The sequence below is a fragment of the Cypionkella sp. PAMC25878 genome (assembly GCF_058135695.1).
Map to the genome: position 1 here is coordinate 2,531,131 of NZ_CM176871.1, position 26,123 is coordinate 2,557,253.

Below are 26,123 nucleotides of genomic sequence, written 5' to 3' on the forward strand. Positions count from 1 at the left end.
AGGCCGCATGACCGACGATACCCGTAAAATACCGACCCATGAGGTCATCTACGCCCGCCTGCGCGACATGATTCTGTTTGGCGTGCTGCAGCCCGGTCAGCCCGTGACGATCCAAGGCCTGACCGCAGGTTTAGAGGCCGGAATGACTCCAGTGCGCGAAGCCATCCGCCGCCTTGCAGCCGAAGGCGCATTGCTGCCACAAGGCAACCGCCGCGTAACCGTTCCGCGCCTGAGTGCTGCCGACCTCGATCAAGTCGCCTTCGCCCGCTTGACGATAGAGCCGCATTTGGCGGGCCTAGCCGTGGTTACGCCCGCGTTGATCGAAAAACTGGAGGCACTGGACGCTGCCGTCGACGCAGCAATCCGCGCCGATGATGTCTCGGGCTATCTGAAAAGCAACCACGCCTTCCACTTCGCTTTGTATGAGGCGGCGGGGGCGGGCGTGCTGTTGGATATGGCGCGCTCGCTTTGGCTGCGCTTTGGTCCCAGCCTGCGGGTGGTCTCGTCGCGCAGTGGGGCGACGAGCCTGCCGGATTCGCATAAAGAGGCGCTTGCGGCGATGCGGGCAGGCGATGCCGCTGGCCTGTCCGCCGCGATGCAGCGCGACATTGCGCAGGGCGTTGATCAGGTCCGCGCCGCCTTGCAGCGCGGTGAAATTTAGGTCCGTAAATCCGCCCCAAAATAATTTGATCAAATTTCTTGAACGCCGCTGCGTTTGATCATATCCTGATCCAAAGGCCACCGGATTCGGGCATGGCCGCGCGTATCAAGAGGGTCATGCGATGAACAAAATCACCAACCACATGCCGACGGCTGAACTTCAGGCGCTGGATGCAGCCCACCACATGCACCCGTTTACCGCCAACACCGCGCTGGGCAAAAAGGGCGCGCGGATCATGACGCAGGGCAAGGGCGTCTGGTTGACCGACAGCGAAGGCAACAAGATCATCGACGGCATGGCCGGGCTGTGGTGCGTCAACATCGGCTATGGCCGCCCGGAACTGGGCGAAGTTGCCAAGCGGCAGATGGATGAGCTGGCCTATTACAACACCTTCTTCCAGACCAGCCATGTCCCCGCCATCGCTTTGGCCGCGAAGATCGCCGAACTGGCGCCTGCGGGGATGAACCATGTGTTCTTTGCGGGCTCGGGCTCGGAAGCCAATGACACCAACATTCGGCTGGTGCGGCGCTATTGGGACATCAAGGGTCAGCCGGAAAAGCGGGTGATCATCGCACGGACCAATGGCTATCATGGCTCGACCATCGGTGGCGGCTCGTTGGGCGGCATGTCGGGCATCCATGCCCATGGCGGCAAGCTGGCCGGGATCGTCCATATCGGCGAGCCGAACTATTGGGATCAGGGCGGTGATATGACGCCCGAGGCGTTCGGTTTGATGCGGGCGCAGGAACTGGAAGCGATGATCCTGAACCTCGGCGTCGAAAACGTCGCGGCCTTCATCGGCGAGCCTATTCAGGGCGCGGGCGGGGTGATCGTGCCGCCGACGACTTACTGGCCGGAGATTCAGCGCATAGTCGACAAATATGGCATCCTGCTGATCGCGGATGAGGTGATCACCGGGTTTGGGCGGACGGGTAACTGGTTCGGCAGCCAGACCTTCGGCATCAAGCTGCATATCATGACCATCGCGAAAGGCTTGTCCTCGGGCTATCAGCCGATTGGCGGCTCGATCGTTTGTGACGAGGTCGCTGCGGTGATCGGCAGCGATGAGTTCAACCACGGCTACACCTATTCTGGCCATCCGGTGGCGGCGGCGGTGGCGTTGGAGAACCTGCGGATCATGCAGGAAGAAAAGATCGTCGAGCATGTCCGCGATGTGGCGCATCCCTATCTGGCGGCGAAATGGGCCACGCTGGCGGATCATCCGATGGTCGGAGATGCGCAGCTGGTGGGGTTGATGGGGTCGATTGCGCTGACCCCGAACAAGGCGACGCGGGCGAAGTTTTCCAGCGATACCGGGACTGTAGGCTATCGCTGCCGTGAGCGGTGTTTTGCTAACAATCTGATCATGCGGCATGTCGGGGATCGGATGATCATCGCGCCGCCGCTGGTGATCACGCCGGACGAAATTGACGTGCTGATCGCGCGGGCGAAGATCTCGCTGGATGAATGCTATGCGGGGTTGAAGGCCGACGGGTTGTTTAAGTGATCTGAAGCCGATTTTTGAGAAAAATCGTGGGCGGGGCTGTGAGGCTCCGCCCTTTTCTGTGCGGTGTCCACGCGTGGACAGATTGGGACATGACGTATTATCAAAGGGTTGAATATTTGAGTTTAGGATTTGTTCATCTTTGTCGCAGGCAATCTGCGCGACTGGGTCAGGATGTGGCCACGATTTTTCTCAAACATCGAGATCGGGTCGGGTGTTTTGGGGGAGACAGTTCTTTTGGCTGGCGTTGAAGCCTCCGGCGGGGATATTTAGGCCAAGATGAAAGCCGAAGGGTGGGGAATGTTTGGGCAGGTGCTCGATTGCTGGAACGCAGTTCGGTGTGGGCTTGCACAAGCCGTGTGGTTTTCCTTTTCGACAGCCGCGCGCTTGAGTTTGCCTGTGCGCTCGCCTATTCCTTTAGCAACGGTATAAAGGATGGTTTTCCCATGCGGATTCACAGTGACCTGGCTGACACGATTGGCAACACCCCGCTTTTGAAGCTGAAACGCGCGTCCGAGATCACCGGTTGCACGATCTTGGGCAAATGCGAGTTCCTCAATCCCGGTCAGTCGGTGAAGGATCGCGCGGCCTTGTATATGATCCGCGATGCGGTCGCCAAAGGCCAGCTGAAGCCGGGCGGCACCATTGTCGAGGGCACGGCGGGCAACACCGGGATTGGGCTTGCGTTGGTCGGCGCGAGCATGGGATTTCGGACGGTGATCGTTATTCCTGAGACGCAATCTCAGGAGAAAAAGGACATGCTGCGCTTGGCGGGGGCGGAATTGGTGCAGGTGCCAGCAGCCCCCTACAAGAACCCGAACAACTATGTCCGCTACTCGGGCCGTCTGGCAGAGGCTTTGGCGCGGACCGAGCCGAATGGCGCGATCTGGGCCAATCAGTTTGACAATGTCGCCAACCGTCTGAGCCATATCGAGACAACCGGCCCAGAAATTTGGGAGCAGACCGGCGGCAAGGTGGATGGCTTTATCTGCGCGGTTGGCTCGGGTGGCACTTTGGCGGGGGTCGGCATGGCGTTGCAGCCGAAGGGCGTGAAGATTGGTCTGGCGGACCCGGAAGGGGCGGCGCTGCACGCGTTCTACACCACGGGCAAGTTTGACAGCCCCGGCACCTCGATCACCGAAGGCATCGGGCAGGGCCGCATCACCGCCAACCTCGAAGGCTTTACCCCCGATTTCAGCTATCGCATCCCGGATGCCGAGGCGCTGCCGTTGTGCTTTGAAATGCTGGAGGATGAGGGGATTTGTCTGGGCGGCTCGTCTGGCATCAACATCGCAGGCGCGGTGCGGATGGCGCAGGAAATGGGGCCGGGGCATACCATCGTCACCATTCTGTGCGATTACGGCAACCGCTATCAGTCCAAGCTCTATAACCCGGCGTTCCTGAAGGAAAAGGGTCTGCCGGTACCGAAATGGCTGGACCGCGCGCCGTCGAATATCCCGACGGTGTTTGAAGACGCATGATTGGTCTGATGCTGCGCAGGGCGCTGCTGGTTCTGGCGCTGCTGGCGGCGCTGGGGCAGGCTGGCCCCGCCCTTGCGCAAGACGCGCTTAAACCTGACGACTACAACACCTTCGACACCACGGTGTCGCAGATTGAGGATGTTGTCGTCAAAGCGCAGGTCGATGACGAACGCCTGAGCAATATGCGGGCCGAGATGGTAAAATGGCGCTCGACCTTCAGCGCCGCACAAGGCAGCAACGCCGACCAGATCGCCACGGTGAAAAACCAAATTGCCGCGCTGGGCCCGGTGCCCGCCGAGGGCCAGACCGAAGATGCGATGATCGCCAAGCGGCGGGGCGAGCTGAGCGCTGAGCTGGCCAAGCTGCAAGCGCCCGTGCTGACCGCCACCGAGGCCACCACCCGTGCCGACAGCACAATCGCCTCGATTGATAAGCTGATCCGCGAGCGTCACGCCGATAAATTGCTGCGCTTGTCTCCCTCGGCGCTGAACCCGGTGAACTGGCCGACGGCGGCGTCGATGTTCCGCTGGATGGGGCAGTGGATCTGGGATGAAACCCGCTGGCGCTTCACCCGGCCGATGAACGTCGATCAACTGCGCGACAATGCGCCGTTGATTGTGGTTCTGGTGCTGTCGGCGCTGCTGTTGTTGGTGCGCGGCGGCCATTGGATGCGGCGGTTGACCTACTGGCTGCTGACGAAAACCCACATGCGCGGGCGCAATCTGATCTCGGGCTTTGTGTCTTTGGGTCAAGTGGCTTTGCCCGTGGTGGGGGCGGTGTTGCTGTATATGGCGCTGGAGCGGGCCTCGCTGTTTGGGCCGATCATCCTGTCGCTGTTTGCAGCGCTGCCCGCCGTGGTGTTGGTGATTTTCCTGACACGCTGGCTGGCGCATCATATCTTCCCAACCGATCCTGCCACGGAAAGCGCCATTGGACTTGGGCCCGAGGGCCGTGCCGAGGGGCGGCTGCAAGCGGTGTTGCTGGGGGTCTCGGTTGCCGTTTACGATCTGGTGGCGGCGTGGATCGTGCCGAGGGCGGCGAATTTTCTAGGCGGGGCTGCCAGCAACATCGGGGCGGATCGCGCGCAGCAGGTGGCGCTGGCAACGGATGCGGCGATTTCGGTGATCGTGGTGCCGTTGCAGATTTTCGCGGCGGTTGCGCTGTATCGGCTGGGCCAGATCTTGCGGCGGCAAAGCGCGGTGGGGCGCAGCGGTACGGACGGCGCGTTCCGGTTTGAGCTGATCTATTGGGTATCTTCTGCCGCCATCGCCATCGCGGTGGTTGCCCCGGCTCTGGGCGTGATCGGCTACGTCAGTGCCGCCAATGCGCTGATTTGGCCTGCGATCAACACCTTGTCGCTGTTTGCGATGGTGGTCGTGCTGCAAGGCTTCTTTGCCGAATTGTATGTGACGGTGGCGCGCACGCCTGAGGCCCGGCACGATGGCTTGATGCCGATCATCGCCGGTCTGGTGATCACCTGTGCGGCGCTGCCGCTGCTGGCGCTGATCTGGGGCGCGCGGGTGGTCGATCTGGTGGATCTGTGGGCGGCGTTCCGCTCTGGCGTCTCCTTGGGTGGCGTGCGGATCTCGCCGACCAGCTTCATCATCCTCGTCGCGGTGTTCGGGGTCAGCTATGCGGTGATGCGACTGGTGCAGGGGGGCTTGAAATCCTCGATCCTGCCGCGCACCTCGCTGGATCAGGGCGGCAAGAACGCCATCATCTCGGGCGTGGGCTATGCCGGGGTGTTTTTGTCGGCGCTGCTGGCGATCACGGCGGCGGGGATTGATCTGTCGGGCTTCGCACTGGTGGCCTCGGCCTTGTCGGTCGGCATCGGTTTTGGCTTGCAGACGATTGTGTCGAACTTTGTCTCGGGCGTGATCCTATTGGTCGAACGTCCGGTGTCAGAGGGAGACTGGATTGAGGTCGGCACCACCTCCGGCATCGTCAAGGCGATATCGGTGCGCTCGACCCGGATCCAGACCTTTGACCGCTCTGACGTGATCGTGCCGAACTCGGATCTGATCACCGGGCGGGTGACGAACTGGACCCGGTTCAACATGTCGGGCCGGATGATTGTGCCGGTCTCGGTGCCGTTTACCAGTGACAGCCGGAGGGTGGAGGCGATCCTGCGCGAGATTGTTGAGGCGCAGCCTTTGGCGATTTTGACGCCGCCGCCAATCATCGCGCTGATGGGCTTCACCGGCGAATTGATGAATTTTGAGATCCGCGTCATCGTGCGGGATATCTATTTTCAGGTGCCGGTGCGCTCGGAGATCAACCACCAGATTGCCGAGCGGTTCCACGCCGAGGGCATCTTGTTCACCAACGCGCATCGCGATTACCTGAAGCGTCTGGCGGATGAGGCGGCGGCGGATGCCGAAGCCAAGGCCGAGGAACAAGCTGCGTTGGACGCCGTCGCTGTGTTTTTGGCCGAGCCAGACGCCGCCCCATCAAGCCGCCCAAAAGCCAAGGACACCGACGCATGACCACCACCTTGCTGTTTCGCGACGACGCCTATCTGCGCGAGGCCGAGGCGACCGTGCTGGCGCATACCCCCGAGGGCGGCATCGTGCTGGATGCCTCAATCTTCTACGCTACGGCAGGCGGGCAGCCGGGGGACAGTGGCTTGATCGTTTGGGCGGGCGGGCGGATGCCGATTGCAACGGCAGTCAAAGTTGAAGGCGGGCTGATCGCTTTGGTGCCAGCCGAGGCCACCGCCTTGCCACCGGTGGGCAGCAAAATCACCCAGCGCGTCGACTGGCACCGTCGTCACCGCCATATGCGGGTGCATACAGCACTACATTTGTTGTCGGTGGTGATCCCCCTGCCAGTGACCGGCGGGCAGATCGGCGCTGATAAAGGCCGTCTTGATTTTATGATGCCAGAGCCGCCCACCGATGTAGCCGCGTTGAACACTGCACTTAACCTATTGATCGAGCGTGATCTTCCGGTCACAGACACATGGATCAGCGATGCCGAATTGCTGGCCAATCCGCAGCTTGTCAAAACCATGTCGGTCAGCCCACCGATGGGGCAGGGCCAAATCCGTCTGGTGCGGATCGGCCAGGGCGAGGCGCAGATTGATCTGCAACCCTGCGGTGGCACCCATGTCGCCCGCACCGCCGAGATCGGCCGGATTGAGATCGGCCGCATCGAAAACAAAGGCAAACAAAACCGCCGGGTCAACCTGCTGCTGGTCGATTGACCACAGGCAGCCCATGGGCAAAAATCCCACCAAATCGCCAATAAAACCAAATCGCCCCCCCTTGCGCCCGCTTGGCGTTGCAGGCTAAACACCCGCAACGGATCGGTGGCCGAGTGGTCGAAGGCGCACGCCTGGAAAGTGTGTAGGCGGGGAACCGTCTCTAGGGTTCGAATCCCTATCGATCCGCCAATATCTACACATAACATATTGAAATTATTAGATATTACGGAAATTTTGGCTTTCCATCCCCCACATTGCAGAATTGGCCGTGCCTTTCATGTCACGGCTTGGGGAAAACGCTCAGATCGATGCCCCCTTGCGCCAATAGTTCACATAGTCATATCGAAAGTGCACGTTTTGCTCTACGCTTAGCGAAAAGCTTGGGAGGCGCGCATGACGTTCAAAGGCTTTTTGGAACTCCGCAAGACTACTTATGATGCGGAAGGCGACTTTGCACGCCTTGCTCTGACCGATCCAGAGTTGCCTGACGCAGCCAATTGGAACGAATTCCGACTCTACTTTTTCCAGCGCCATAAACATGAAGGCATGACTGATGCTGGCGCGCATGTATGGAAGGAATACCAAGCGGCGAAGAGGAAAGAAGACAAAGCAATGAAAGCTTAAAAGATGGGGATCTGTGCGCGACGCAACACACTTCCCATGCGCCTATTGCGCCGCGATTAGGCTATCACCCTATTCCCCCGCGTGCGTGTACCTCTGCCAGAATACCGCATGTGAGGTTTTCGCAGGTTAGCCCAGCGCATTTCCAACCTTAACAAAGCTTAACATGCGCGACGATTCAACGGCGCGGCAATCTCAGGTTTTGTCAGGTTCCTGTCAGCTAGATCGGCTTACCCCTACCCCCTTTCAGCCTTGTTCCCCGCGCGAAGGAAGGCTCCCAAGCGGTCCCCCGGCGCGAAGGCGGCAGAGAATTGATACACCCCCTACACATGCGAAAGCCCCGCGCTGGGCGGGGCTAACACTCCATAGGCGGGGTGAGAAACCTTAGGGTAATCTTAGGGTCATACTCACGCATTTTGCCCCCATGGGCTGAACCCCGGCGCTATTTTTCGGGCACCCCCACCAGCGCCTCAATTTCCAGAAACAGCGGCTCATAGCTCGGGCAGCGATCAACCACATCGCCAGTGTGTGCCGCGTAAATCTTCATTGCCAGATCGGCGGGGGTCTTTGCCGGAATGGGCATCATCGCATCCTCTGCCCGCATCATGGCTTCAAAGTGCGGGTCAGGCTCATTGTCAAAGCGCCCATCTTTCGCACGAAGGTTTAAGGCGGCGCGGGCAGCGGTCCACTCTGCAAACAGGCGGGCAATCTCGGACGGTGGCGAGGTCATGCCTTGCTTAAGCATCCGCAGAGGTTCCCGGCGCTGCCATGCGGTGCGAGGGTCAAACAGCCAATTCAGATTGAGGCGAAGCGCCACAGCGGCGCGAAGGGCAATGTTCATGGCAGGGCCTCGATTTGATCGGGCAAGCCCACGGTCTGGGCGAGGGTCATGCGCAAGAGCGCGTCCAGTTGATCCATGCCCCGGATGCGGTGGCCGTTGGCGTCCACGAAAGGCAACTCTGCCACCAGATCAAGGGCGAGGCCCAGAAGGTTGTAGACATCCTCGCAACGGACGGCGATGGTGTTGCGATCAATGGTGGTGGTCATTGCGCCACCTCGGCCATGCCGGGGATAAGGGTTTTCAACCCGGTCAGTGCTCCATCAAGCAGGGTGGTGACGTGAAAGGCCACGGCAGCAATCGCCTTGGCTTCATCATCGTCGGGGTTGCCAAACGCCATGCGGATAGCCTCGGCAAAGTGGCGGGCATCGCTGATTGTGTCCATCGCATCAAGCAAGTCTTTCATCGGCTTTCCTTTCAGATTGGGGTTTTGTCGGTCAATTCGGTTTTGTCAGGCGGCAAGGGCTTCGCGAGCCTCGGCTTGGGACAGGGCAGCGCGCTTGGCATCAAGGCGGGTCCAGTCAGAACCGCGCATGGTGTCCTTGCACTCGAAGGCCCACAGATCGGCGCGAAACTGGGCTGCGGTGGAGTTTGTCGCAGCTTTGGCGGCACGCTTAGCCTCGCCCCATGCGTCTTGCAGGGCATAGCGCAGGCGGCGCAGGCGATACTTCTGCCACTCGCTGCCCTTTTTCACGATGGCCCAAGCGCGGCGCATGATTTCCGACTTGTTGAACATGGCGGCTTCCCCTATCAGGTTTGATAGATTATCTATACATAACGACAGACCGCATATCAATAGATATTCTTGCTGTTTTGATAGATATTCTATGAAAGGTGAGGCTATGAACGGTGAGCAGATCAAAGCGGCTAGAATGCTTGTGGGCTGGACAGCGGCAGACTTGGCGGAAAGGTCGGGCGTTAGCTATCCGACAATTCAACGGCTGGACGCCACGAAAGGCCCGGTGGGCGGTAGGCATGAAACGGTAGAAGCCATCCGCAAAGCCCTCGAAGCCCAAGGCGTCCAGTTCTTAGAGGCTGGGCAGGTTACAGCTGGGCTTGGTGTAGCGCTTGTCAGCGTGAAGTCATGAACACACGGGTGTCCATCGTTGTGGCATTGGCCTTCATGGCTCCGAACCAAAGTTTCGCACTCACTGGGAATGATTTACTACAGCAGTGCAGTGGCGGGGAGTTAGGATACTGCCTTGGATACATCACTGGGGTTCATGATGGCATGCTCGCGGGGGGAATAGCCTCAATACGTCACCTAGCTCCTGAGTTAAAAAACGACGAAGCACTGTCACAGTTCGACAAAGCAGTTTCGTATTGCCTGCCGAACGGCGCTACGAAGCTACAGGTAAGAGACGTCGTCACAGACTTCCTGAAAGCTAATCCGACATCTCGTCATAATGACGCCGCCCTTCTGATATGGGTCGCGCTTTCGAATGCGTTCCCGTGCCAACCCGCCATTGAGTAGCCATCGGCATGCCTATGGGGATAGCTGAATCAGGTGGCGAAAGCAGCTTCACTCTGCGTCAGATTCGACCCGCCCATGCCGTTCGCGAACCGTCTATGGGCTACGACGTGCTAGCTGGGAGTCACGCAACAGCGCCCAGCGCCGCCTCTGGGCCTCTGCAATGCGGGCGAGGCCCTCGGGCGTCTTGGCCCCGGTGGATTTACCGCCATGAAACTTGCAGCGGCGCTTGCCCGGTTCGGACTTGTTCCGGCATTGCCCGCCCTTGCGCGTCTTGGCCCCGCATATGACGCGAAGGGTGGCGATGCGCTGGGCTTCGCGTGCTTTGGTGCGGGCGAGATAGGCGGCAAATAGCGCCTCGGCTTGGGCGTCGGCTTGTTCTTGCCAGCTAATACCCCATGCCCCCGCGCGCGCGGTCGGCTTCCAATTAATCCGCAGGCCAAGCGCCTCGGCCATGCGTTCACCAGCACTGTGCCGCCCGATTTGGGGCTTGGCTTCCCAATACTGGACGGTATCGCGGGTCACACCCACACGCTTGCCCAGATCGGCTTGGGTTAGCTTTGCCGCCTTGCGCGCCGCCCGCAGATCGGCCCCGGAAATGTTGCGGTTTATGTCAGACGGGCTTGGCATACGGTCCCTTTCGATTGACGCCCCAGACATTTGATGCCCCCCCGTCACACAACGCTCTTGCGCGCCCGTGCGGCCCGCTTGCGGCACCCCTGCGAACAATAGCAGGCATCGGCGCGGCGATAGATCGGCACGGCGCGGCGGCACCAACGGCATAGCCAGCCACGGCACAGCCGCCTTAGAACGGCCTCGGCGCGGGCGTTGCGGTGTCGCATGTTGCCGCCGCCATAAAGTATGTTGGCATCGCTGCGATACACCAGCACCGACAGGCGGCGGGGGTAGTCGTGGCCTAGTTCGATTCCGTTTGGCTCTGGGCCGGGCATTTTGATTTTCCTTTGATTGATTTCAACCTTCGCCAGCTAACGCTATGATTTCACAATCCCCTTAGAGCTGACTTGTCCCGTAATTCCGGGGCCATAGGCGGGCTAAAGGGTTGATTTGCCATGACGCGTTGATTTTAACCCCCTCGGCCATCATCGCGGCACAACCCCAGACAAAGCCGCCAACAGGTCACGGCATAGGGTGAGGGTTGCCGATGGTGTTAGAGGCACGGCGGCGACTTCCTTGCTGCCTTCCCAGAGGTGCAAGACGGGGCCGGGGCGAATGGTGATTAGCATTGCAGGCCCGCCGATCTGGGCGCGAAAGTCTAAGCCGTGAACATCGCGAGGTGGGGGAAAGGTGGGGGCGCTTTTTACTTCCCCCACCCCCACCCCCACACCCCTAGAGAAGGTGGGGGTGGGGGGTGAATAGCCCCTAGATTTGTAGACGCCTTGCTTGGTAATTTTGGAAGCAAGGAGGACGAGATGTCCGGAGCTAAATTCACAGACGAGTTCAAGCGTGATGCGGTGGCCCAGGTCGAGGATCGGGGTTATCCGGTCCGCGAGGTGGCCGAGCGTTTAGGGGTCAGCACTAAGTCGATCTACACATGGCAGCGGCTGTTTTCGCGGCCGGCGAAGGTGATCCAGGAAGTCGATGCACAAGCCGATGAGATCCGCCGCCTGAAGCGCGATTTGGCGCGGGTGACGGAGGAGTATCCGTCTTGGTCAAGTCGGTTTTGCGGCCCATTTTCTATCGTCGCGCAGCAGAGCATTTGCTAACACAAGAAGCTTTCGCATGACGGCTGTGATCGCGACCTTCTTTTCTTTCCCCGCAGCGATCAGGGCTGCGTATTTCAGCTTCATATCCAAATTGAACCTGATCGCGACAAGTGCGGGCATAAATATCGCATGGCGCAGGTTGGGACGTCCGCCCAAAATCCGCGCCTTGCCCTGCCATTTCCCCGAGCTTTGTGACATCGGAGCAAGACCCGCGAGGCTGCCGACTTGTTTGTTGGTCAGGCTGCCAATCTCGGGCATGTCAACTAAGATCATGAGCGCCGTATTTATACCGATCCCTGGTATGCTGATCAATTGCTCCATCCGCTTTGCCATGTTCTGATCTTTGCTGGCCACTTCCAACATTTGCGCATCGATCTTGCCGATGTCGTCTGCGATCTGGCGCAGCCTTCTGTCGAGTTGGACCTTGATCAACGCTACGGTGCTGGTCGCTCTTCGCGTCTTGGCGGCAGTCCGATCCTTGATCAATGCCCGCCGCGCTGCCAGTAACTCTTTAAGATCATACAGATTTTCCGCCTGTATTGTCTTTGGCGTCAACTGTAACGCCACGCCCATCCTTGCCAGCATTTCGCTGTCAACGCGGTCCGTCTTTGCCAACTTGCCGCTGGCTTGGGCAAACCGGCGTGCCTGCTTTGGGTTCACTTTTACAAAGGACAAAGCCTTTGCCCCAAGTCGCCGTTCAAGCTGTCGATGATATGCACCCGTCGCTTCATATATTACCAAGGGCAATGATGGCAGCGTCTCAAGCCATTTGAGCAATTTGCTATGGCCAACTGTCCCATTTGGAAACTGGCGGTTTGATCCATCTGCAAGCCGATGGACGTCAAGCGTGTCTTTGGAAACATCAATTCCGATGATATCATCCATGTGTCTTTTCTACCTTGTCTTGTCATACGGGCCCAAGGCCCCAGTATCCGTTCAGGTCAAGAGAAAAGACGAAGGCGACCATACTCCTCCACGGTCCAGCACGACCAAGCGGGAAACGATCCGACCCCCGTCGTTGCCCGGCATAAATGCCGTGCCGGGCAACGGCTCCAGTATCGCACAAGAGCTGGATTCAGGATAAGACAAGAGGGACATCTTAAAAAAGACGACCGCATACTTCGCCAGGGAATCCCGGTGAGGTATGCCTTCATTGCCGAGAATCGGCTGATCTTTGCAGTCAGGGCCATGTGTCGGATGCTTCTGGTTCATCCCAGCGGCTTCTATGCGTGGCTGCGCGAACCCTTTTCCCAACGGGCGCTGGAGGATCAGCGCCAAACTGTGCTGCTGAAGCAGGCTTGGGATGACAGCGGCGAGGTGTATGGATATCGCAAGCTGCACGATGATCTGTGCGACCTCGGCGAAGACATCAGCCCAAACCGGGCTTGGCGTCTGGCCCGTCTGGCGGGCATAAGGGCCCAGATTGGTTACAAAAAGAAGCCTGGCTCTTATGGCGGCAGCCCGGCCGTCGTGGCGGATAATACGCTGAACAGGGAGTTCGACGTCGATGCGCCTGACCAATTTTGGGTCACCGACATCACTTACATCCGCACGCATGAGGGCTTCTTGTATCTTGCGGTCGTGATCGATCTGTTTTCCCGACGCGTCATCGGTTGGTCTATGCAGGGCCGCACCTACACCGACCTGCCGCTGCAGGCTCTGCTCATGGCCGTCTGGCGGCGCAAACCAAAGACCAAGGTCTATGTGCACTCCGACCAAGGCTCCCAGTTCACCGGCTATGAGTGGCAGGAGTTTCTTGAGCAGCACAATCTGGCCCCCAGCATGAGCCGCCGTGGGAACTGCTGGGATAACGCGGTGGCGGAGAGCTTCTTCAACCTGCTCAAACGTGAACGCATCCGGCGAAAGAAATACAAAACCCGCGAAGAGGCGCGGCGGGACGTGTTCGACTACATCGAGTTCTTCTACAACCCGCAGCGCAAACACGTTAGAAACGGAATGCTGTCACCAATCGCCTTCGAACAGCAGCGGAAACTGAAACTGCAAGGCGTCTAGCAAACTAGGGGCTATTCAGGGTGAGGAAATGGGTTTTTGCGAGGTGGGGGGAAGTGGGGGAAGGTGGGGGAATTTTCATTCTTCCACCGCTGGGTTATTCTCGCCTGCAAATACAAAAGGTGCGGTCTTGCCCTTATCACCATGCGGCAAGTTTTCGATCCGCAGAACATCGGTTTCAATCCACTTTTTCAGCATGGTCTTGACCCTTGCCTTTTCTGACGGCTTCGCCAGATCAAGGCCCAGCACCTCGGCAATTACCTTCCCAGCCCAATCCCCGGCTTGACTGCTTTCACGCGGTGGAGTTTCACGGGCGGCAATCGCGGTGCGCACACGGCAAGTGTCGTTCACTGTGATGCCGCTAAATGCCTCGGGCCAAACCCAAGGCCGGATGGTGGCGACGTTCTCGCCATTGGCAATCATTACCCCGGATTTCTCGAACCACCGGTTTCGATCCGATGACGGCGGCGCGAGGTTGCTTTCGGCCTCACCAATGCGGAAATAGTGCCGGAAGTCGTCAACACCCGCCTGCGCGCCCTCGGCCTCGGTCATAGGCACCAGCAGGCGGTTGAAACGCGCCACGCCCCGCAGCGCCGATCCACCCCGGCCATCATCGAGGGTTGGCGCAATGCCGGGGGAAGGTTTGCGCGTGTGATGCACAAGCCCAATAGCGGCCCCGGTTTCGGACGCAAGAGCCCGGATGCGCCCACCCAGCGCCCGGAAAACTTCGTTTGTCTCGGGGCTATGGCTCAGGTCTTGCAACGGGTCGAATATGGCGAGGGCAATGCCTTCCCGCTTGATCAGATCGGAAAGCGCCAGGAATGCGGATTCGGCAATGTCGCCTTTCTCGCCCTTGATCAAAACGACAGGGCTTTCAGCCGATACCCCCGATACCGCGAACAGCCGCCCCGTGATTTCGGCTTGCGGGATTTGCCACGCCTGCAACACCGCAGCCACCCGGCCCTGAATTACAGCGGAATCATCCTCGGCATTGTAATACAAAACCTTAATCGGCGCGGCGGGCTTGCCTGTCAGAAACCCGCGCCCCGTGGCGGCGTCTATCGCCTCGGACAGCGCCAAAAGGCTCTTGCCTGTCTTGGGGGCGGCAAAGGTGACGCTCAGGTATCCCGCCGCGAAGGTGTCGACATAGACAAACCGCAGCCGGGGGATTTGCGCCGGGTCAATCTCTCGCCACGGCTGAAAATCATAGATCAGCGGCGGGGCCTCGGCCTGCGGCGTGAAGGGAATGGGTTTGGGCGCGTTCAAGCGGCAATCCCTCCACGCAGGGCGTCATTCCAGTCCAAGCCCTCGGGGGCGGGCAGCACCGACACTGCCCAGCCCCGCGCCGCCGCGCGCTCGGCCAAGGCATTGCCTGCCTGCCATCCGGCCCCGGCATCATCGGAATCCGTCGCCACAATCAATTCGCCGGGGGCGCTGGGCAGGGCGAGGGCTTTCATGCCAGAGGTAGACAGCGCGGCCCAAACCGTTGCAGGGCCAGCCAGAAGCCCGCTTAGAAGGCTTAGGCCCGTTTCTATCCCCTCACACACCACCAGCGGCCCCGGTGCCTCTGACAGCGCCACAGCACCGCCTGCGCAGGGGCCTTGCATCATCTTGGCTTGGCCCGCGATGCGCGCCCCGGTTTTCTCGAAATATGTGCGATGCACGCCGCCCGTGGACACGTCCCCCACCATTGCCGACAGCCAGCGGGCGCTGGGCGCGTGGAAGGCAACAGAGGCCCAGCCAAGCTGGCAACGGGCAGGTGATACCGCGCTCGCGCAGGTAGGTTTCGCCCTTGGTGCGTTGCAACGGGTTACATCGGCAAAGACATCGGCGAAACGGTTCTGCTCGTAATACCGCGCGCGGGCCTCGAATAACGAGGAATAGGCCCCATTTCCCAGGATCAGTGTCGCAACCCCGGCGGCAAGCACCAGCGCAATGGCCAGAACCTGCGCCCAAAGCCTGACAAGATCGCGCAGCACCTTGCGCCGGAGGGGGGCGATCACCATACCACCTCCGATGCCGCCTTTTTGGTGGTGTTCACGCTTTCTTCGACGATCCGCCCGTCGGCAAAGCGGATGCCACGATCAGCGATATCCCGGATTGCGGCGTTGTGGGTGATGACAAGCGTCGTGGCCCCGACCGTCCGGTTGACCTGCGTAAACGCCCCTAGCACCTTGATCCCTGTGGCACTGTCCAACGCCCCGGTGGGTTCATCACATAGCAGAACCTCGGGGTTCTTGGCGATCGCGCGGGCAATGGCGACGCGTTGCTGCTCGCCACCAGACAGCTGGGCTGGGAAGTGATCGGCCCGTTCCGAAAGGCCGACCAGCGCCAACGCTTCATCTGCTGTCATCGGGTGGCGGGCGATTTCGGTGACAAGCTGCACGTTTTCGCGCGCGGTCAGGCTAGGGAAAAGATTGTAGAACTGAAAGACAAAACCGACGTGGTCGCGCCGGTACTGGGTCAGCCCCTTTTCGTTCAGCGCAGTCAGCTGGTGATCTGCGAACCAAGCCTCGCCAGCGGTTGCCGTATCAAGCCCGCCGACGATATTGAGGAACGTCGATTTGCCCGAGCCAGAAGGGCCAAGGATCACAATAAATTCGCCTTTTCGGGCCTGAAAGTTGATGCCGCGCAGGGCGTGAACCTCCAAGGCCCCGTTGCGGTACACCTTGGTCAGACCGCTGGCGCGTAAAATAATATCGGGGTTTGGCGTCATGGCATGAAGGCTCCTTACCCATTCAGCGCGTTTGCAAAGATCAGCGCCCAAGGTGTGCTGCGCACTTGGCAGCACAACAAATCACCCACGCGGTCCTTCCTTCTGACGACGCCCAGTAGTGTCTTGAGCAGCGCAGGCGGCATCGCAAGGCAAGAGGCCACCACCGTGAGACTCTACGGATTTTCCCGCCAGGCGGCATTGACCTTGATCAACCCGGTTGGTGCCCCTTTAGTGGAGAGCAGCGACGATAGGACCGCCTCGGCTGACTTCGCATTGCCTTATCGCGTCCACGTAATCGGTGCGATCCGCCGCAGGACTGGCCGGTTGACGTATGCCCCGATAGGTTTTTTCAACACCCTCGGCCAATGGGAGATGCACTTGGGTTGACGTGCGTCAAAGCCGCGGGCGGCGAATGGGTGGAAAGTTCCGCTTGGGTCCATCAGGGGGTGAGATTTCAGCAATGATCAACGGCAACGAGAAAGATGAAGTGATTAGCTTTTTGCAATCGGGGGGCGCATTTTCTACAGCCAGTCCGATTGATCACGTGCAGACCCATTGTGCGCATGTGTTTCTGTGTGGCGATGCGGCGCTGAAGATCAAACGTGCAATCCGCTACGACTATCTTGATCAGTCCACCTTGGATCAGCGCCACGCCCTGCTGAACCGCGAGTTGTCGCTGAACAAGCCAACCGCTCCGATGATCTACCGTGACGTGGTGCCTGTCACCCGGGCCTCTGATGGTGGGCTTGAAATGGATGGTGCCGGGCCGCCCGTTGAATGGGTGCTGATGATGCATCGGTTTGCTACGGAATGTGAAATGACGGCGGTTGCCACCAGCGGCAGGTTGACCGATCACGTGGCCGAGGCATTGGGGCAGGTCGTTCAGCGATTTCACGCCACCTGTCCGATACTTAAAGACCGGGGCGATGATCTGATCCGTGACATTCTTGACGAGTTAGACCGGGTGATGACTCCGCTTCAGGAGGGCGTCGGTGGCGGTCTGGTCGGTGCATTTCTGGGACGATCGCGGCAACAATTGGCTGCTCTGGCCCCGATCTTGCGGGAACGCTCGGCGCTGGGTCATGTCAAGCGCGTGCATGGCGATCTGCATCTGCGCAATCTGGTCCTGATCGACGGGCAGCCGGTGCTGTTCGACGCACTGGAGTTCGACGAGCGGCTTGCCACATGTGATGTGCTCTACGATATGGGCTTTCTGCTGATGGATCTGTGCCATCGTGGGCTGGTGCGGCAAGCCAACATCGCGACAACCGCCTATCTTCTGGCAGCGCGCGGAGCCGAGGATACCGGAATTTCGGTGCTACCGTTGTTTATGTCTGTCCGCGCCGCCATTCGCGCGATGGTGCTTTTGCAGACAGATCAGGCGACAGGCCAGAGCGGCGCGTCAATTGGCGAAGCGCGGCTATATCTGACGCAAGCCGTTGGGCATGTTGAGACAACAAGGCCGATGCTTGTTGCTATTGGTGGGGTTTCCGGCACGGGCAAGACGGTTTTGGCGGGTGATCTGGCGCCAGATATCGGTTCTTGTCCGGGTGCGGTGCATCTGCGCACCGACACCGAGCGCAAGGTGGAGGCAAGCCATCTGGACTACACGCCGAAGGGACGTGGAGCGATTTACGAACGGTTGTTCGCGCGGGCCGCGAACCTGTTGGCGGCGGGCAGAAGCGTTATTCTTGATGGCACGTTTCTTGACTTGGCGCAGCGCGTTGCCGCCGAAGATCTGGCCTTGCGTTCCGGCGTTGACTTCTTAGGGCTGTGGCTGACGGCACCACAGGCTGTTCTTGAAGACCGGGTCACGTCACGGCGGGGTGATGCGTCCGATGCCGATGCGGCTGTGGTGCGGGCTCAGATCGCTTTGGCAGGGCCAGTCGTGTCACAACAAAGTTGGGTCAGCATTGATGCAGGCGGTCCCAGACAGAAGACAACTGCCGCAGCGCGCGCGGCGCTTGAATGCACCTTTCGCGCTGTTGGAAGCGAGACAGTGAAGACCTGAATTGCTTTGAGCGAGATCTTGCGCTGGCTCTCGACTACGGTGCAGGCAGTGGTGAGCCGCCCGAAACCATATCGTCAATGGGCGTACGATCACAGGTGCGAAACCGGCCTTGCGCCAACAGGATGCCGTGTCTTGATCTTGATCAATGTGGCAATGTGAGAAAACGGCTTTTGGTGGTTGATCACCTAAGGCTTGATCAAATGAGCACGCTACCCGAAACGCCAAGTCGCCATCCGCTGTCGCCGCTGTTCGACCCCGAAAGTATTGCTCTGTTTGGGGCGAGCAATCGGGTGGGGTCTGTGGGTGGCATCTTACTGGCAAACTTGCGGCGTTCGGGTTTTGGCGGCGTGTTGGTTCCGGTGAATCCGAAGCATCGCAGTATCGACGGGTTGACGTGTTATCCGCATCTGGCGGCATATGGCAGATCGGTGGACCTTGCGTTGATCGCCACGCCTGCCAGCGCCGTGCCGGGAATCGTGGAAGATTGTGCGAGGGCCGGTGTGCGGGCCGCTATCGTGCTGACTGCTGGTTTCGGCGAGACAGGTCCCGAGGGACGCAGCAGGCAGGAAGCGATGGTCGCCGTCGCGCGGGCGGCCGGACTGCGCCTTCTTGGTCCGAATTGCGTGGGGCTTTTGCGGCCGCCTCATGCGATGAATGCAACCTTTCTGCCCGGAATGCCGCCTGCGGGCAAGCTTGCGCTGGTGTCGCAATCTGGCGCGATCTGTGCCGCGATTGCTGACGGTGCCGCGCCCAACCATCTTGGATTCTCTGCGATGGTCTCGCTTGGAAATGCGGCGGACCTGGATGTGGGCGAAATCGTCGATTTTCTTGCGCAGGACCAAGCGACAGCGGCGATCCTGCTTTACTTGGAAGGTATCCGGAATGCGCCCGAATTCGTCAGCGCGCTGCGGCGGGCAGCGCGGACGAAGCCGGTCGTGGTGTTGAAGGCTGGCCATGGCGATGTGGGGGCAAGGGCCGCGGCGACCCACACGGGGGCGCTGCTTGGGTCCGACGCTGTGTTCAACGCGGCGCTTGAGCGCACCGGGGCGGTTCGGGTGACAAGTTTTGCGCAGTTGTTCGCCGCTGCTGAATTGCTTTGTCGATGGCAAAGGGTCTCGGGCCAGCGTCTTGCCATCGTAACGAACGGTGGCGGGGTCGGTGTGCTGGCGGCAGACCGAGCCGCCGATCTTGGCCTGGAATTGCCGCCCCCGTCTGCGGCAACCGTTCAGCGCCTTCGCGGCGTGATGCCACCTTTCTGGTCGGCGGCAAATCCTTTGGACATTCTCGGCGATGCTCGGCCAGAACGGTATACGGCGGCCTTAGAGGCCTGCCTTGCGGATGCCTCGTTCGACGGCGTTCTGGCGATGCTGACACCCCAAGCGATGACCGACCCGGTGGGCGCGGCGGATGCAATGATCGACGCTGCGCAGAAAGCTCGCGACAAGCCACTTTTGTCGTGCTGGATGGGGGAAACAACCGTGGGGGCTGCAAGAGCAGCAATTTCGGCAGCAGGTATCCCGGACTATGAGACGCCCGAGGCGGCGATTGATGCCTTTTCGTGCTTGGGTCGTCATGCCATCAATCGCCGGCTTGCTTTGGAACTGCCTGGCCCCCGCGCCGGTATCGAACCAGATCGACAGGCTGCCAAAGACATTTTGAGCGCCGCGATCAAAGACGGTCGGGAAGCATTGACGGCCACCGAGGCGCGCGCGCTGCTGTCAGCCTATGGTATTCCAGTCACAGAGATCGTCCTGGCAGCGAATGCCGCAGCCGCCGTCGCGGCCGCTGATAGAGTTGGGTATCGTTGTGCCAGATGCGCAACCTTCTCGGTCCGCGCTTCACCTTCTTCTTGCCGGTCGATGCGCACCAGCTCGGTGATATAGCGTTCGACATCAGCCTCCAGATGCTCAAGGCGGCTGGCGATCTTGCCCTTGGTGAAGTTCTTGTCGCGATTGTTGACGGCTTTGAACTTACTGCCGTCGATTGCCACGCAATCGCCTTTCAGTGTGCCGATCCGGCGGCATAGTTCCACAAATTGCGCGCAGGTCTTGCGGATGGCGGCCCCGTTATCGCGCCTGAAATCTGCAATCGTCTTGTGATCGGGGACCAGTCGCCCGATCAGCCACTTCACCTCGACATTGCGCCCCGCCTCGCGCTCCAACCTGCGGCTGGACGGTAACCGATTGAGGTAGCCATAAATAAACAGTTTCAACAGAACCGCCGGATGATAACCGGGCCGCCCAGTTCGCGCATGCGCCACGCGCTCGAAGCCAAGCTCTGCCAGATCAAGTTGATCGACAAACAAATCCACCACCCGAACCAGATGATCTTCGCCAATCCAGTCCTCGAGACGTTCCGGAAAAAGCGTGACCTGATCCCGCCCAACCCCTTCAATGAAACCTGACATAGATGCACCCCTTTATCTAAGGAAGCATACCACATCTTGGTGTTTCCACACAGCCTCGGCCGTAATCGGTCCCAGCGCAGCGTTGGAGGTGAAAATATATGGCCTTTTGTTCGGAAAAAGCCGAATCCTATCGAAAGGCATAAACTGCGGCCACTGGATTGCAATGTGGTATATTATTTGTGTATTAATTTTTTAGCGGTTATAATAATTATTTAGTGGTGTAGTTATAAAGAATATCAATCCGCCACTTGCCCTCGCGAAAGCGTTCTCCTCATCCGGCTCCGGCCGAATTTTTGCGTTGTTTTTGGGGGTTATGTGGGTGGGGCTGTTAACCGGTGCCTGCGCCAACAGGCCCGAACGTGGTCTTGTATCGACCCAGCGGAATCTGCACAGGTTAAGCCGCTAAAGCGAATGCCTCAGCTGGGGTTTTCATGTCCAGCGCCTGATGGGGGCGGTGGCTGTCGAAGCTGATCCAGTCGTCGATGGCGTGTGTCGCATGCTGGACGCTGTCGAAACGCTGCCGGTGGATGCACTGTTCCTTCAGTGTTCGGATGACGCGTTCAACCATGCCGTTCTGCTGGGGGCAGTGCGATGTGATGAACTCCTGCTTCAGCCCATAGCTGCGGACAAGCGCCGTGTATCGCCGACTGGTGAAGACGAGGCCATTGTCGGACCTCAGAAGGAACTCGCGATTCACCTTGCCCAAGGTACCGAACCGGCTGATCAGCGCATGCTCCAGTGCGCTGGCAGCAGTCGTGGACTTGCCGGATCACGACAGATGCCAGCCCAGAAGCTCGCGGGTATGACATCCATATAAGGATTAAAAAGATGACCGCACCTACTAATGTTACCACGACTACCCCCGATGCGGCAACGCCGGTTACGATCTTGATGGAATCCGATACCTTCTATCGCTGGCTTTGCGAAGTGCAGGATATTGCCGAAGGCGGAACTTACGACGCACCTCACTTGCATATTGAAGACTTGAACACTCTGGAATCGCCCTATTCCGATGTTGAGGTCTATCTCAACACCAGCGAAGGCACGGTGATTGCGCGACACTTGCGCAATAGCGATACGGTCAAGGTGACGATGCGGTGCGAGAAGCCCGGCGCAAGCGTTATGCGCACCGTGCGTTCGATGCTTGGTGAGCTACTCCCCAACTCTTGGACAGATTTCCGGGTGAGTTAAGCTACTGCCTGCCTCTGCTGATCGGTTTCGATTGCGTTGAAGTAGACCACGGCGGGCGGTTGTCCGCCATGGGCGGCGTGGGGCCGCAGGTGGTTGTAGAAGGTGATCCAGCGCCCGACGCCGGCTTTGGCCTGTGACCCGGTTTCCCAGGCGTGCAGGTAGACGCATTCATACTTCAGGGAACGCCAGAGACGTTCAATGAAGATGTTGTCGAGGTAGCGGGCTTTGCCGTCCATCGAGATTTTGGTCTTTGCCCGCTTCAAGCGGTCGGTCCAGTCGAAGGAGGTGAACTGGCTGCCCTGGTCAGTATTCATGATTTCGGGCGGGCCGAACTTGTGGATGGCGTCGTTCAAAGCCTCCAGGCAGAAGTCGGCCTCCAGCGTGTTGGAGATGCGCCAGGCCAGCACCTTGCGGGTGAACCAGTCCATGATGGCCACCAGATAGAGGAAGCCTTTGCGCATGGGCAGGTAAGTGATGTCGGCGCACCAGACTTGGTTGGGCCGGTCGATCCGCAGCCCACCCAGCAGATAGGGGTAAGTCTTGTGCCCCTTCGCAGGCCTGCTGGTGTTGGGTTTTTGGTAGATCGGCATCAAGCGCATAAGGCGCATCAGACGCCGGATGCGCTTTTCGTTCACGGCATGACCTTCATTCTGCAGGTGCCATGTCATTTGCCGGACGCCATAGAAGGGCGTCTCCAGAAACTGCTTGTCGGCCAGCAGCATCAAGTCGAGGTTCATCGCAGTCTCTCCTTGCGGCGCGTAGTAGAACGACGACCGCGAGATCGATAGCAGTCGACACTGCGCCCCGACCGACAGCGTGGGGTGGGTCCGTTCGATCATGCCACGCCTCACTTCCCGGTCCAGGGCTTGAGCTTTCTTGCCAAAAAATCGTTGGCGACCGCCAGTTCTCCGATCTTGGCATGCAGCTCGCGGACCGTATCCTCGGCGACCTCAGCGGTGGCGACCGCCTTGCTGCCGCGCTCAAAGATGCCCGTGGCACCTTCCAGAAGTGCCTTTTTCCATTGATGGATCATCGTCGGATGGACCTCATAGGCGGTCGCCAATTCCGACACCGTGCGCTCACCCTTCAACGCCTCCAACGCCACACGCGCCTTGAAGGCTGCGTCATGGTTCCTGCGTTTCGACATCTCTGTTCTCCTCGTGCTTGGAGACCAGCAGACTTCAGATCGTAGCTTCCGTCACTGTCCGATTTTCGGGGGGTAGCTCATGGCGAGGAAGGGGAGGCTGCCTGATCTGCGCCACCAGCACCACAAAAGCGGGCGTCACCAACGCCCGTTTTTTCTTCCCATCCCAACCGACAACTTCCCGGCGCGAACGTATGAACACTTTGTAGGGTTAGCGCGCCCGTGGGGGCTTCACCACAAATGCGCTGCGATAAGTCGGTGAGTGCGCGGTTTCATGAAAGCCATAACCCCGACACGGCACGGCGGCTCTGTTACTCCGGCTGCGCGGTGCCGATGATACCAAAGAGGGCAGGGCGAAAGCCTTGCCCTTTTTTCTTCATCCCAGCGAACGAATTCCGCCCGCGCGCATAAAGGCTTAGGGTAGCAACCCGAGTTCGCCCCATGCCTGCGCCCGTCATTCTATCCGATCTGCAACGACTACACGCTGCCCAAGCCAAGGTCGCAAAGCTGGTGGTTTCCGACCCGGCCTATGCGCCGATCTTTGTTCGCCTTGAACATGAAACCTCTCTAGCCCAAGCAGAGGGCGACGTGATGGCCCGCGCCATAGTCGCCCGTCAAAGCGCTATGGCTTGAATTAGGGTGTGGAGGTGCGCAAGATCAGCACCTTCGCCATAGCGTTCGCGTGTGAGCCGATGGCCCATAAGATCGCGCCGGATGCGTTCATCTACGCCCGCTTTCAACATGCGATCTTCAAACGAGTGCCGAAGCGAATAGAGGCTATGGGCGGGCGTCTCTCGCAGGTTGTTCGCTGTCATGTAGTCACTTATCGCCTTCGATAGCCCTTCGCTTTCCCGGTAGTGCAGGAAGCCGTCTGCGAAGCCACGCATGGCCTCTAGGCTGGCACCGACAAGCGGAATCTTCCGGCGCGAGTGTTTGGTTTTCAACTTCCGCCCGTCCGGTTCAATGCTGATGTGTGGCACATTGGCTGTAAGGTGGATTGTGCTTTGCGTAAGGGCGCATATCTCGGAAGGTCGCGCGCCAGTGTTTACCATGATCAGCAAGACCGCGCGGGCTTCGGCGTCCAGCCCGTCAAGCGCACCCGGCTTCAAAAGCGTGTTTTTGATCCAGCCGAGAGAGAAGGGCGGGCGGGTGTTCTTTTCGCCTTCCTCTAGGCGCAGCCCGCCAAGGGGCAGAGTTAGCCCGAGGCGCTTTTCTTCGTTCACCAGTTTCAGCACCTTGCCGAAGTGATCCATATTCTTGTTCACGGTGGACGGGTTCAGGTCTTCCGTTTCAATGCGTTCAAGCCACCAGTCGCGGAACGACCGAACATCATCTCGGGTGATCTCATGTATCGCCTTATCGCCAACAACCGCGATGAAGTCGCGGATTGCCTGCTTGATCGGGCTTTTCCATTTCTTGACCTGCGCCTCTGACTTTCCGAGCGTCTTGGCCTTTGCCAGCGTCCAGAACAGCTCTAGTGCGCGGGAAACGGTGATCGCGGGTTCCGCCACTACACCCAAGATCGCAGCCGCTTCGGTCTTTACAGGTGCATCGCCCGAGGTCTGGACGGCTTCAATGCGCTGCAACAGTTCTTCCCGAGGCAGCTTCGCTACTCGGGAAGCGGGCAGGTATCGAAAGCCCCGCATGGCAGCGAGTTCCTTTGCAGCATCAAATTGAGTTTCGGCATCTTGGGAATCGCCCGCCAACCTGGCCTCCCATGCCTCAATCATCTGCGCCCAAGCTAAAGGTGCTTTGACCTTGGCTGCGGTTTCGCTGTCGGTGTGCAGGCTTATCCAAACGGTTTCGCGCGCCTCTACCGGCTGGTAGCGCCGGGGGACACGTTGAACGAGTTGGTATATCTTGCCGCGTTTCTTGATTGCCATGTGCAAGAAATGCATCGGAATCGCCGTGTAATCAAGGGAGGGTGCCTAGCAGATTGTGCAGCGAAATGTGCAGCACTTTTGGCCTCGGCGGCTGGCTGATCTTCTCAAATCTGCCGTAAGTCATTGATTTTATTTGGTGGGCGATCTTGGAATCGAACCAAGCATGAGTCGCCTCGGCGGAGTTACAGTCCGCTGCCGCACCTTGCAGCATATCGCCCACTGCGGCGGTGATTACCGAAGCCCCAAGCGGGCGTCAAGGGCGGAATGCGGGATTTCTGAAAGCTTTCGCCTTGCGCCCAAACTGCGCAACCCGCATTGTCGTGACCGCATGATATGGGGCTGATACGCGATGTCGGGTGATAAAAAACCAACTTGGGTTGTGGACAAAGAACGCAACCGCCGGGCTGAGGCGCGCGAAACCGTCTGGCTGTTCGGCCTGCACGCGGTGCGTGACGCGCTGATGAACCCCGCGCGCGAGAAAATCCGTCTGGTTGTCACCAAGAATGCGCTCGACAAGTTGGAGGAAGCGGTGGCTTTCGCCAAGATGGAGCCTGAACTTTCCGATCCGCGCAGTTTCTCGGTGCCGATCGACGAAGGCTCGGTGCACCAAGGCGCGGCACTTGAAGTCAAAGCGCTGAACTGGGGCAAACTGGCCGATGTGGCGATTTCGGGGGCAGGTGAGCCGCTGATCGTGCTTCTGGACCGCGTCACCGATCCGCATAACGTCGGCGCGATCCTGCGCTCGGCCGAGGTGTTTGGCGCGCGTGCCGTCGTCGCCCCCCGCCACCATTCCGCCCCGGAAACCGGGGCTTTGGCCAAAACCGCCAGCGGCGCTTTGGAGCGTCAGCCTTACCTAAAAGTCACCAACTTGGCCGAAGCGATGGTTGAGCTGAAAGCCATGGGTTACACTCTGGTCGGCCTTGATGGTGATGGCACGGTGGAGTTGTCCGAAGCGATGGCCTCCGTCGGCAAGCGCCCCGTCGCCTTGGTCTTGGGTGCCGAAGGCCCCGGCCTGCGTGAGAAAACCCGCGAAACCTGCGATATGATCGCCCGCATTCCGTTCGTGGGGGAGTTTGGCAGCCTCAACGTCTCGAACGCAGCAGCGGTGGGCCTCTACGCTGCCGCCACTCGCTAAACTTTATCTAAAATTGTTATCCTCTGCGCGTAAATATCCTTAGGTGCGTAGAAGTTTGCTCCGAAGGAGCGAAGAAACGTCGTAGCGGCGGGCTAGCCGCTCAGGCTTTGCCGCAGCTGCA

General features: G+C 59.5%; 26 protein-coding genes, 2 tRNA genes and 3 pseudogenes. 16 read left to right on the forward strand and 15 right to left on the reverse strand.

From position 1 onward, the window contains the following. Window positions 1–7: 7 nt before the first annotated feature. The 7 genes from ACS5RD_RS12260 to ACS5RD_RS12290 all read left to right on the forward strand — a co-directional run bounded on the left by ACS5RD_RS12260 (window position 8) and on the right by ACS5RD_RS12290 (window position 7,475). Window positions 8–661, forward strand: a complete 654-nt coding sequence (locus ACS5RD_RS12260; RefSeq protein WP_489927660.1) for a GntR family transcriptional regulator — start codon at window positions 8–10, stop codon at window positions 659–661. Window positions 662–782: 121 nt separating this feature from the next. Continuing rightward, window positions 783–2,168, forward strand: a complete 1,386-nt coding sequence (locus tag ACS5RD_RS12265; protein WP_489927661.1) for an aspartate aminotransferase family protein — start codon at window positions 783–785, stop codon at window positions 2,166–2,168. A 443-nt stretch (window positions 2,169–2,611) separates the two neighbouring features. Beyond that, on the forward strand, window positions 2,612–3,646 hold the full coding sequence (locus ACS5RD_RS12270; protein ID WP_489927662.1) for a cysteine synthase A: 1,035 nt from the start codon (window positions 2,612–2,614) through the stop codon (window positions 3,644–3,646). Beyond that, window positions 3,643–6,132, forward strand: coding sequence for a DUF3772 domain-containing protein (locus ACS5RD_RS12275; protein WP_489927663.1), 2,490 nt, complete (start codon window positions 3,643–3,645; stop codon window positions 6,130–6,132). Before ACS5RD_RS12270 ends, ACS5RD_RS12275 begins: the two co-directional genes overlap by 4 nt. Beyond that, complete coding sequence (locus ACS5RD_RS12280; RefSeq protein ID WP_489927664.1) at window positions 6,129–6,851, forward strand: alanyl-tRNA editing protein; 723 nt, start codon at window positions 6,129–6,131, stop codon at window positions 6,849–6,851. The genes ACS5RD_RS12275 and ACS5RD_RS12280 overlap by 4 nt, the downstream gene beginning before the upstream one ends. Before the next feature lie 99 nt (window positions 6,852–6,950). Next, a tRNA-Ser gene (locus ACS5RD_RS12285) sits at window positions 6,951–7,040 on the forward strand. Between the two features lie 204 nt (window positions 7,041–7,244). After that, window positions 7,245–7,475, forward strand: coding sequence for a hypothetical protein (locus ACS5RD_RS12290; RefSeq protein ID WP_489927665.1), 231 nt, complete (start codon window positions 7,245–7,247; stop codon window positions 7,473–7,475). Window positions 7,476–7,914: 439 nt separating this feature from the next. Here ACS5RD_RS12290 and ACS5RD_RS12295 read toward each other — a convergent pair whose 3' ends face one another. From ACS5RD_RS12295 to ACS5RD_RS12310, 4 genes are read right to left on the reverse strand one after another with little or no spacing between them, the layout of a single operon-like run. Next, on the reverse strand, window positions 7,915–8,313 hold the full coding sequence (locus ACS5RD_RS12295; protein ID WP_489927666.1) for a hypothetical protein: 399 nt from the start codon (window positions 8,311–8,313) through the stop codon (window positions 7,915–7,917). After that, on the reverse strand, window positions 8,310–8,519 hold the full coding sequence (locus tag ACS5RD_RS12300; protein WP_489927667.1) for a hypothetical protein: 210 nt from the start codon (window positions 8,517–8,519) through the stop codon (window positions 8,310–8,312). The genes ACS5RD_RS12295 and ACS5RD_RS12300 overlap by 4 nt, the downstream gene beginning before the upstream one ends. Further along, window positions 8,516–8,716 carry a hypothetical protein gene (locus ACS5RD_RS12305; protein WP_489927668.1) on the reverse strand — a complete coding sequence of 67 codons (201 nt, stop codon included), beginning with the start codon at window positions 8,714–8,716 and terminating at the stop codon, window positions 8,516–8,518. Before ACS5RD_RS12305 ends, ACS5RD_RS12300 begins: the two co-directional genes overlap by 4 nt. A gap of 45 nt (window positions 8,717–8,761) precedes the next feature. Beyond that, on the reverse strand, window positions 8,762–9,046 hold the full coding sequence (locus tag ACS5RD_RS12310; RefSeq protein WP_489927669.1) for a hypothetical protein: 285 nt from the start codon (window positions 9,044–9,046) through the stop codon (window positions 8,762–8,764). Window positions 9,047–9,137: 91 nt separating this feature from the next. Here ACS5RD_RS12310 and ACS5RD_RS12315 point away from each other — a divergent pair, with 91 nt between their 5' ends. Together ACS5RD_RS12315 and ACS5RD_RS12320 are read left to right on the forward strand one after the other, a co-directional pair. Continuing rightward, window positions 9,138–9,398, forward strand: coding sequence for a helix-turn-helix domain-containing protein (locus ACS5RD_RS12315; protein ID WP_489927670.1), 261 nt, complete (start codon window positions 9,138–9,140; stop codon window positions 9,396–9,398). Between the two features lie 35 nt (window positions 9,399–9,433). Then, window positions 9,434–9,784 carry a Rap1a/Tai family immunity protein gene (locus ACS5RD_RS12320; protein WP_489931371.1) on the forward strand — a complete coding sequence of 117 codons (351 nt, stop codon included), beginning with the start codon at window positions 9,434–9,436 and terminating at the stop codon, window positions 9,782–9,784. Window positions 9,785–9,877: 93 nt separating this feature from the next. Here the strand turns inward: ACS5RD_RS12320 and ACS5RD_RS12325 are convergent, their stop codons facing one another. Both ACS5RD_RS12325 and ACS5RD_RS12330 read right to left on the reverse strand, forming a co-directional pair. Beyond that, the gene (locus ACS5RD_RS12325) at window positions 9,878–10,411 is read right to left on the reverse strand and encodes an HGGxSTG domain-containing protein (protein WP_489927671.1); all 534 of its coding nucleotides are present in this window, start codon (window positions 10,409–10,411) and stop codon (window positions 9,878–9,880) included. Window positions 10,412–10,455: 44 nt separating this feature from the next. Next, window positions 10,456–10,731 carry a hypothetical protein gene (locus ACS5RD_RS12330; RefSeq protein ID WP_489927672.1) on the reverse strand — a complete coding sequence of 92 codons (276 nt, stop codon included), beginning with the start codon at window positions 10,729–10,731 and terminating at the stop codon, window positions 10,456–10,458. Window positions 10,732–11,211: 480 nt separating this feature from the next. Here ACS5RD_RS12330 and ACS5RD_RS12335 point away from each other — a divergent pair. After that, a pseudogene (locus ACS5RD_RS12335) lies at window positions 11,212–11,439 on the forward strand (transposase); the annotation flags it as partial. A gap of 12 nt (window positions 11,440–11,451) precedes the next feature. Here ACS5RD_RS12335 and ACS5RD_RS12340 read toward each other — a convergent pair. Then, complete coding sequence (locus tag ACS5RD_RS12340) at window positions 11,452–12,390, reverse strand: IS110 family transposase (RefSeq protein ID WP_489927673.1); 939 nt, start codon at window positions 12,388–12,390, stop codon at window positions 11,452–11,454. 213 nt (window positions 12,391–12,603) lie between these two features. On the opposite strand from ACS5RD_RS12340, the pseudogene ACS5RD_RS12345 reads away from it, so the two are divergent. Further along, window positions 12,604–13,518: pseudogene (locus tag ACS5RD_RS12345) on the forward strand (IS3 family transposase); the annotation flags it as partial. A gap of 75 nt (window positions 13,519–13,593) precedes the next feature. Here ACS5RD_RS12345 and ACS5RD_RS12350 read toward each other — a convergent pair. The 3 genes from ACS5RD_RS12350 to ACS5RD_RS12360 are packed head-to-tail and all read right to left on the reverse strand — an operon-like array spanning window position 13,594 to window position 16,231. Continuing rightward, complete coding sequence (locus tag ACS5RD_RS12350) at window positions 13,594–14,781, reverse strand: AAA family ATPase (protein WP_489927674.1); 1,188 nt, start codon at window positions 14,779–14,781, stop codon at window positions 13,594–13,596. Then, on the reverse strand, window positions 14,778–15,518 hold the full coding sequence (locus ACS5RD_RS12355; RefSeq protein WP_489927675.1) for a toprim domain-containing protein: 741 nt from the start codon (window positions 15,516–15,518) through the stop codon (window positions 14,778–14,780). Before ACS5RD_RS12355 ends, ACS5RD_RS12350 begins: the two co-directional genes overlap by 4 nt. After that, entirely contained in the window at window positions 15,515–16,231 is a 717-nt protein-coding gene (locus ACS5RD_RS12360) for an ABC transporter ATP-binding protein (protein ID WP_489927676.1), read from the reverse strand. Before ACS5RD_RS12360 ends, ACS5RD_RS12355 begins: the two co-directional genes overlap by 4 nt. A 460-nt stretch (window positions 16,232–16,691) precedes the next feature. Between ACS5RD_RS12360 and ACS5RD_RS12365 the strand changes: the two genes are divergently transcribed. Next, window positions 16,692–18,242, forward strand: a complete 1,551-nt coding sequence (locus tag ACS5RD_RS12365; RefSeq protein ID WP_489927677.1) for a bifunctional aminoglycoside phosphotransferase/ATP-binding protein — start codon at window positions 16,692–16,694, stop codon at window positions 18,240–18,242. 200 nt (window positions 18,243–18,442) lie between these two features. Beyond that, window positions 18,443–20,125, forward strand: a complete 1,683-nt coding sequence (locus ACS5RD_RS12370) for an acetate--CoA ligase family protein (RefSeq protein WP_489927678.1) — start codon at window positions 18,443–18,445, stop codon at window positions 20,123–20,125. Here ACS5RD_RS12370 and ACS5RD_RS12375 read toward each other — a convergent pair. Continuing rightward, window positions 20,041–20,649 (reverse strand): annotated as a pseudogene (locus ACS5RD_RS12375) (transposase); the annotation flags it as partial. The gene ACS5RD_RS12370 and the pseudogene ACS5RD_RS12375 overlap by 85 nt on opposite strands. A 394-nt stretch (window positions 20,650–21,043) precedes the next feature. Next, the gene (locus ACS5RD_RS12380; protein WP_489931372.1) at window positions 21,044–21,346 is read right to left on the reverse strand and encodes a transposase; all 303 of its coding nucleotides are present in this window, start codon (window positions 21,344–21,346) and stop codon (window positions 21,044–21,046) included. A 131-nt stretch (window positions 21,347–21,477) separates the two neighbouring features. Between ACS5RD_RS12380 and ACS5RD_RS12385 the strand changes: the two genes are divergently transcribed. After that, window positions 21,478–21,840: a hypothetical protein gene (locus ACS5RD_RS12385; protein ID WP_489927679.1), complete on the forward strand. Its 363-nt coding sequence runs from the start codon at window positions 21,478–21,480 to the stop codon at window positions 21,838–21,840. On the opposite strand, the gene ACS5RD_RS12390 is transcribed toward ACS5RD_RS12385, so the two are convergent. Then, a protein-coding gene (locus tag ACS5RD_RS12390; RefSeq protein ID WP_489927680.1) for an IS3 family transposase occupies window positions 21,837–22,987 on the reverse strand; the annotation gives its coding sequence in 2 pieces (ribosomal slippage) (window positions 21,837–22,696 and window positions 22,696–22,987; 1,152 coding nt in all). The genes ACS5RD_RS12385 and ACS5RD_RS12390 overlap by 4 nt on opposite strands. Window positions 22,988–23,425: 438 nt before the next feature. Here ACS5RD_RS12390 and ACS5RD_RS12395 point away from each other — a divergent pair. Beyond that, window positions 23,426–23,617 (forward strand): hypothetical protein, encoded by a 192-nt coding sequence (locus tag ACS5RD_RS12395; protein WP_489927681.1) that lies wholly within the window; start codon window positions 23,426–23,428, stop codon window positions 23,615–23,617. Here the strand turns inward: ACS5RD_RS12395 and ACS5RD_RS12400 are convergent. Continuing rightward, window positions 23,599–24,882, reverse strand: coding sequence for a tyrosine-type recombinase/integrase (locus ACS5RD_RS12400; RefSeq protein ID WP_489927682.1), 1,284 nt, complete (start codon window positions 24,880–24,882; stop codon window positions 23,599–23,601). The two genes, ACS5RD_RS12395 and ACS5RD_RS12400, sit on opposite strands and share 19 nt — an antisense overlap. Before the next feature lie 119 nt (window positions 24,883–25,001). Further along, a tRNA-Tyr gene (locus ACS5RD_RS12405) sits at window positions 25,002–25,085 on the reverse strand. Between the two features lie 131 nt (window positions 25,086–25,216). On the opposite strand from ACS5RD_RS12405, the gene rlmB reads away from it, so the two are divergent. Continuing rightward, window positions 25,217–26,002, forward strand: coding sequence for a 23S rRNA (guanosine(2251)-2'-O)-methyltransferase RlmB (rlmB, locus tag ACS5RD_RS12410; protein WP_054008674.1), 786 nt, complete (start codon window positions 25,217–25,219; stop codon window positions 26,000–26,002). The last annotated feature ends 121 nt before the right edge of the window (window positions 26,003–26,123 follow it).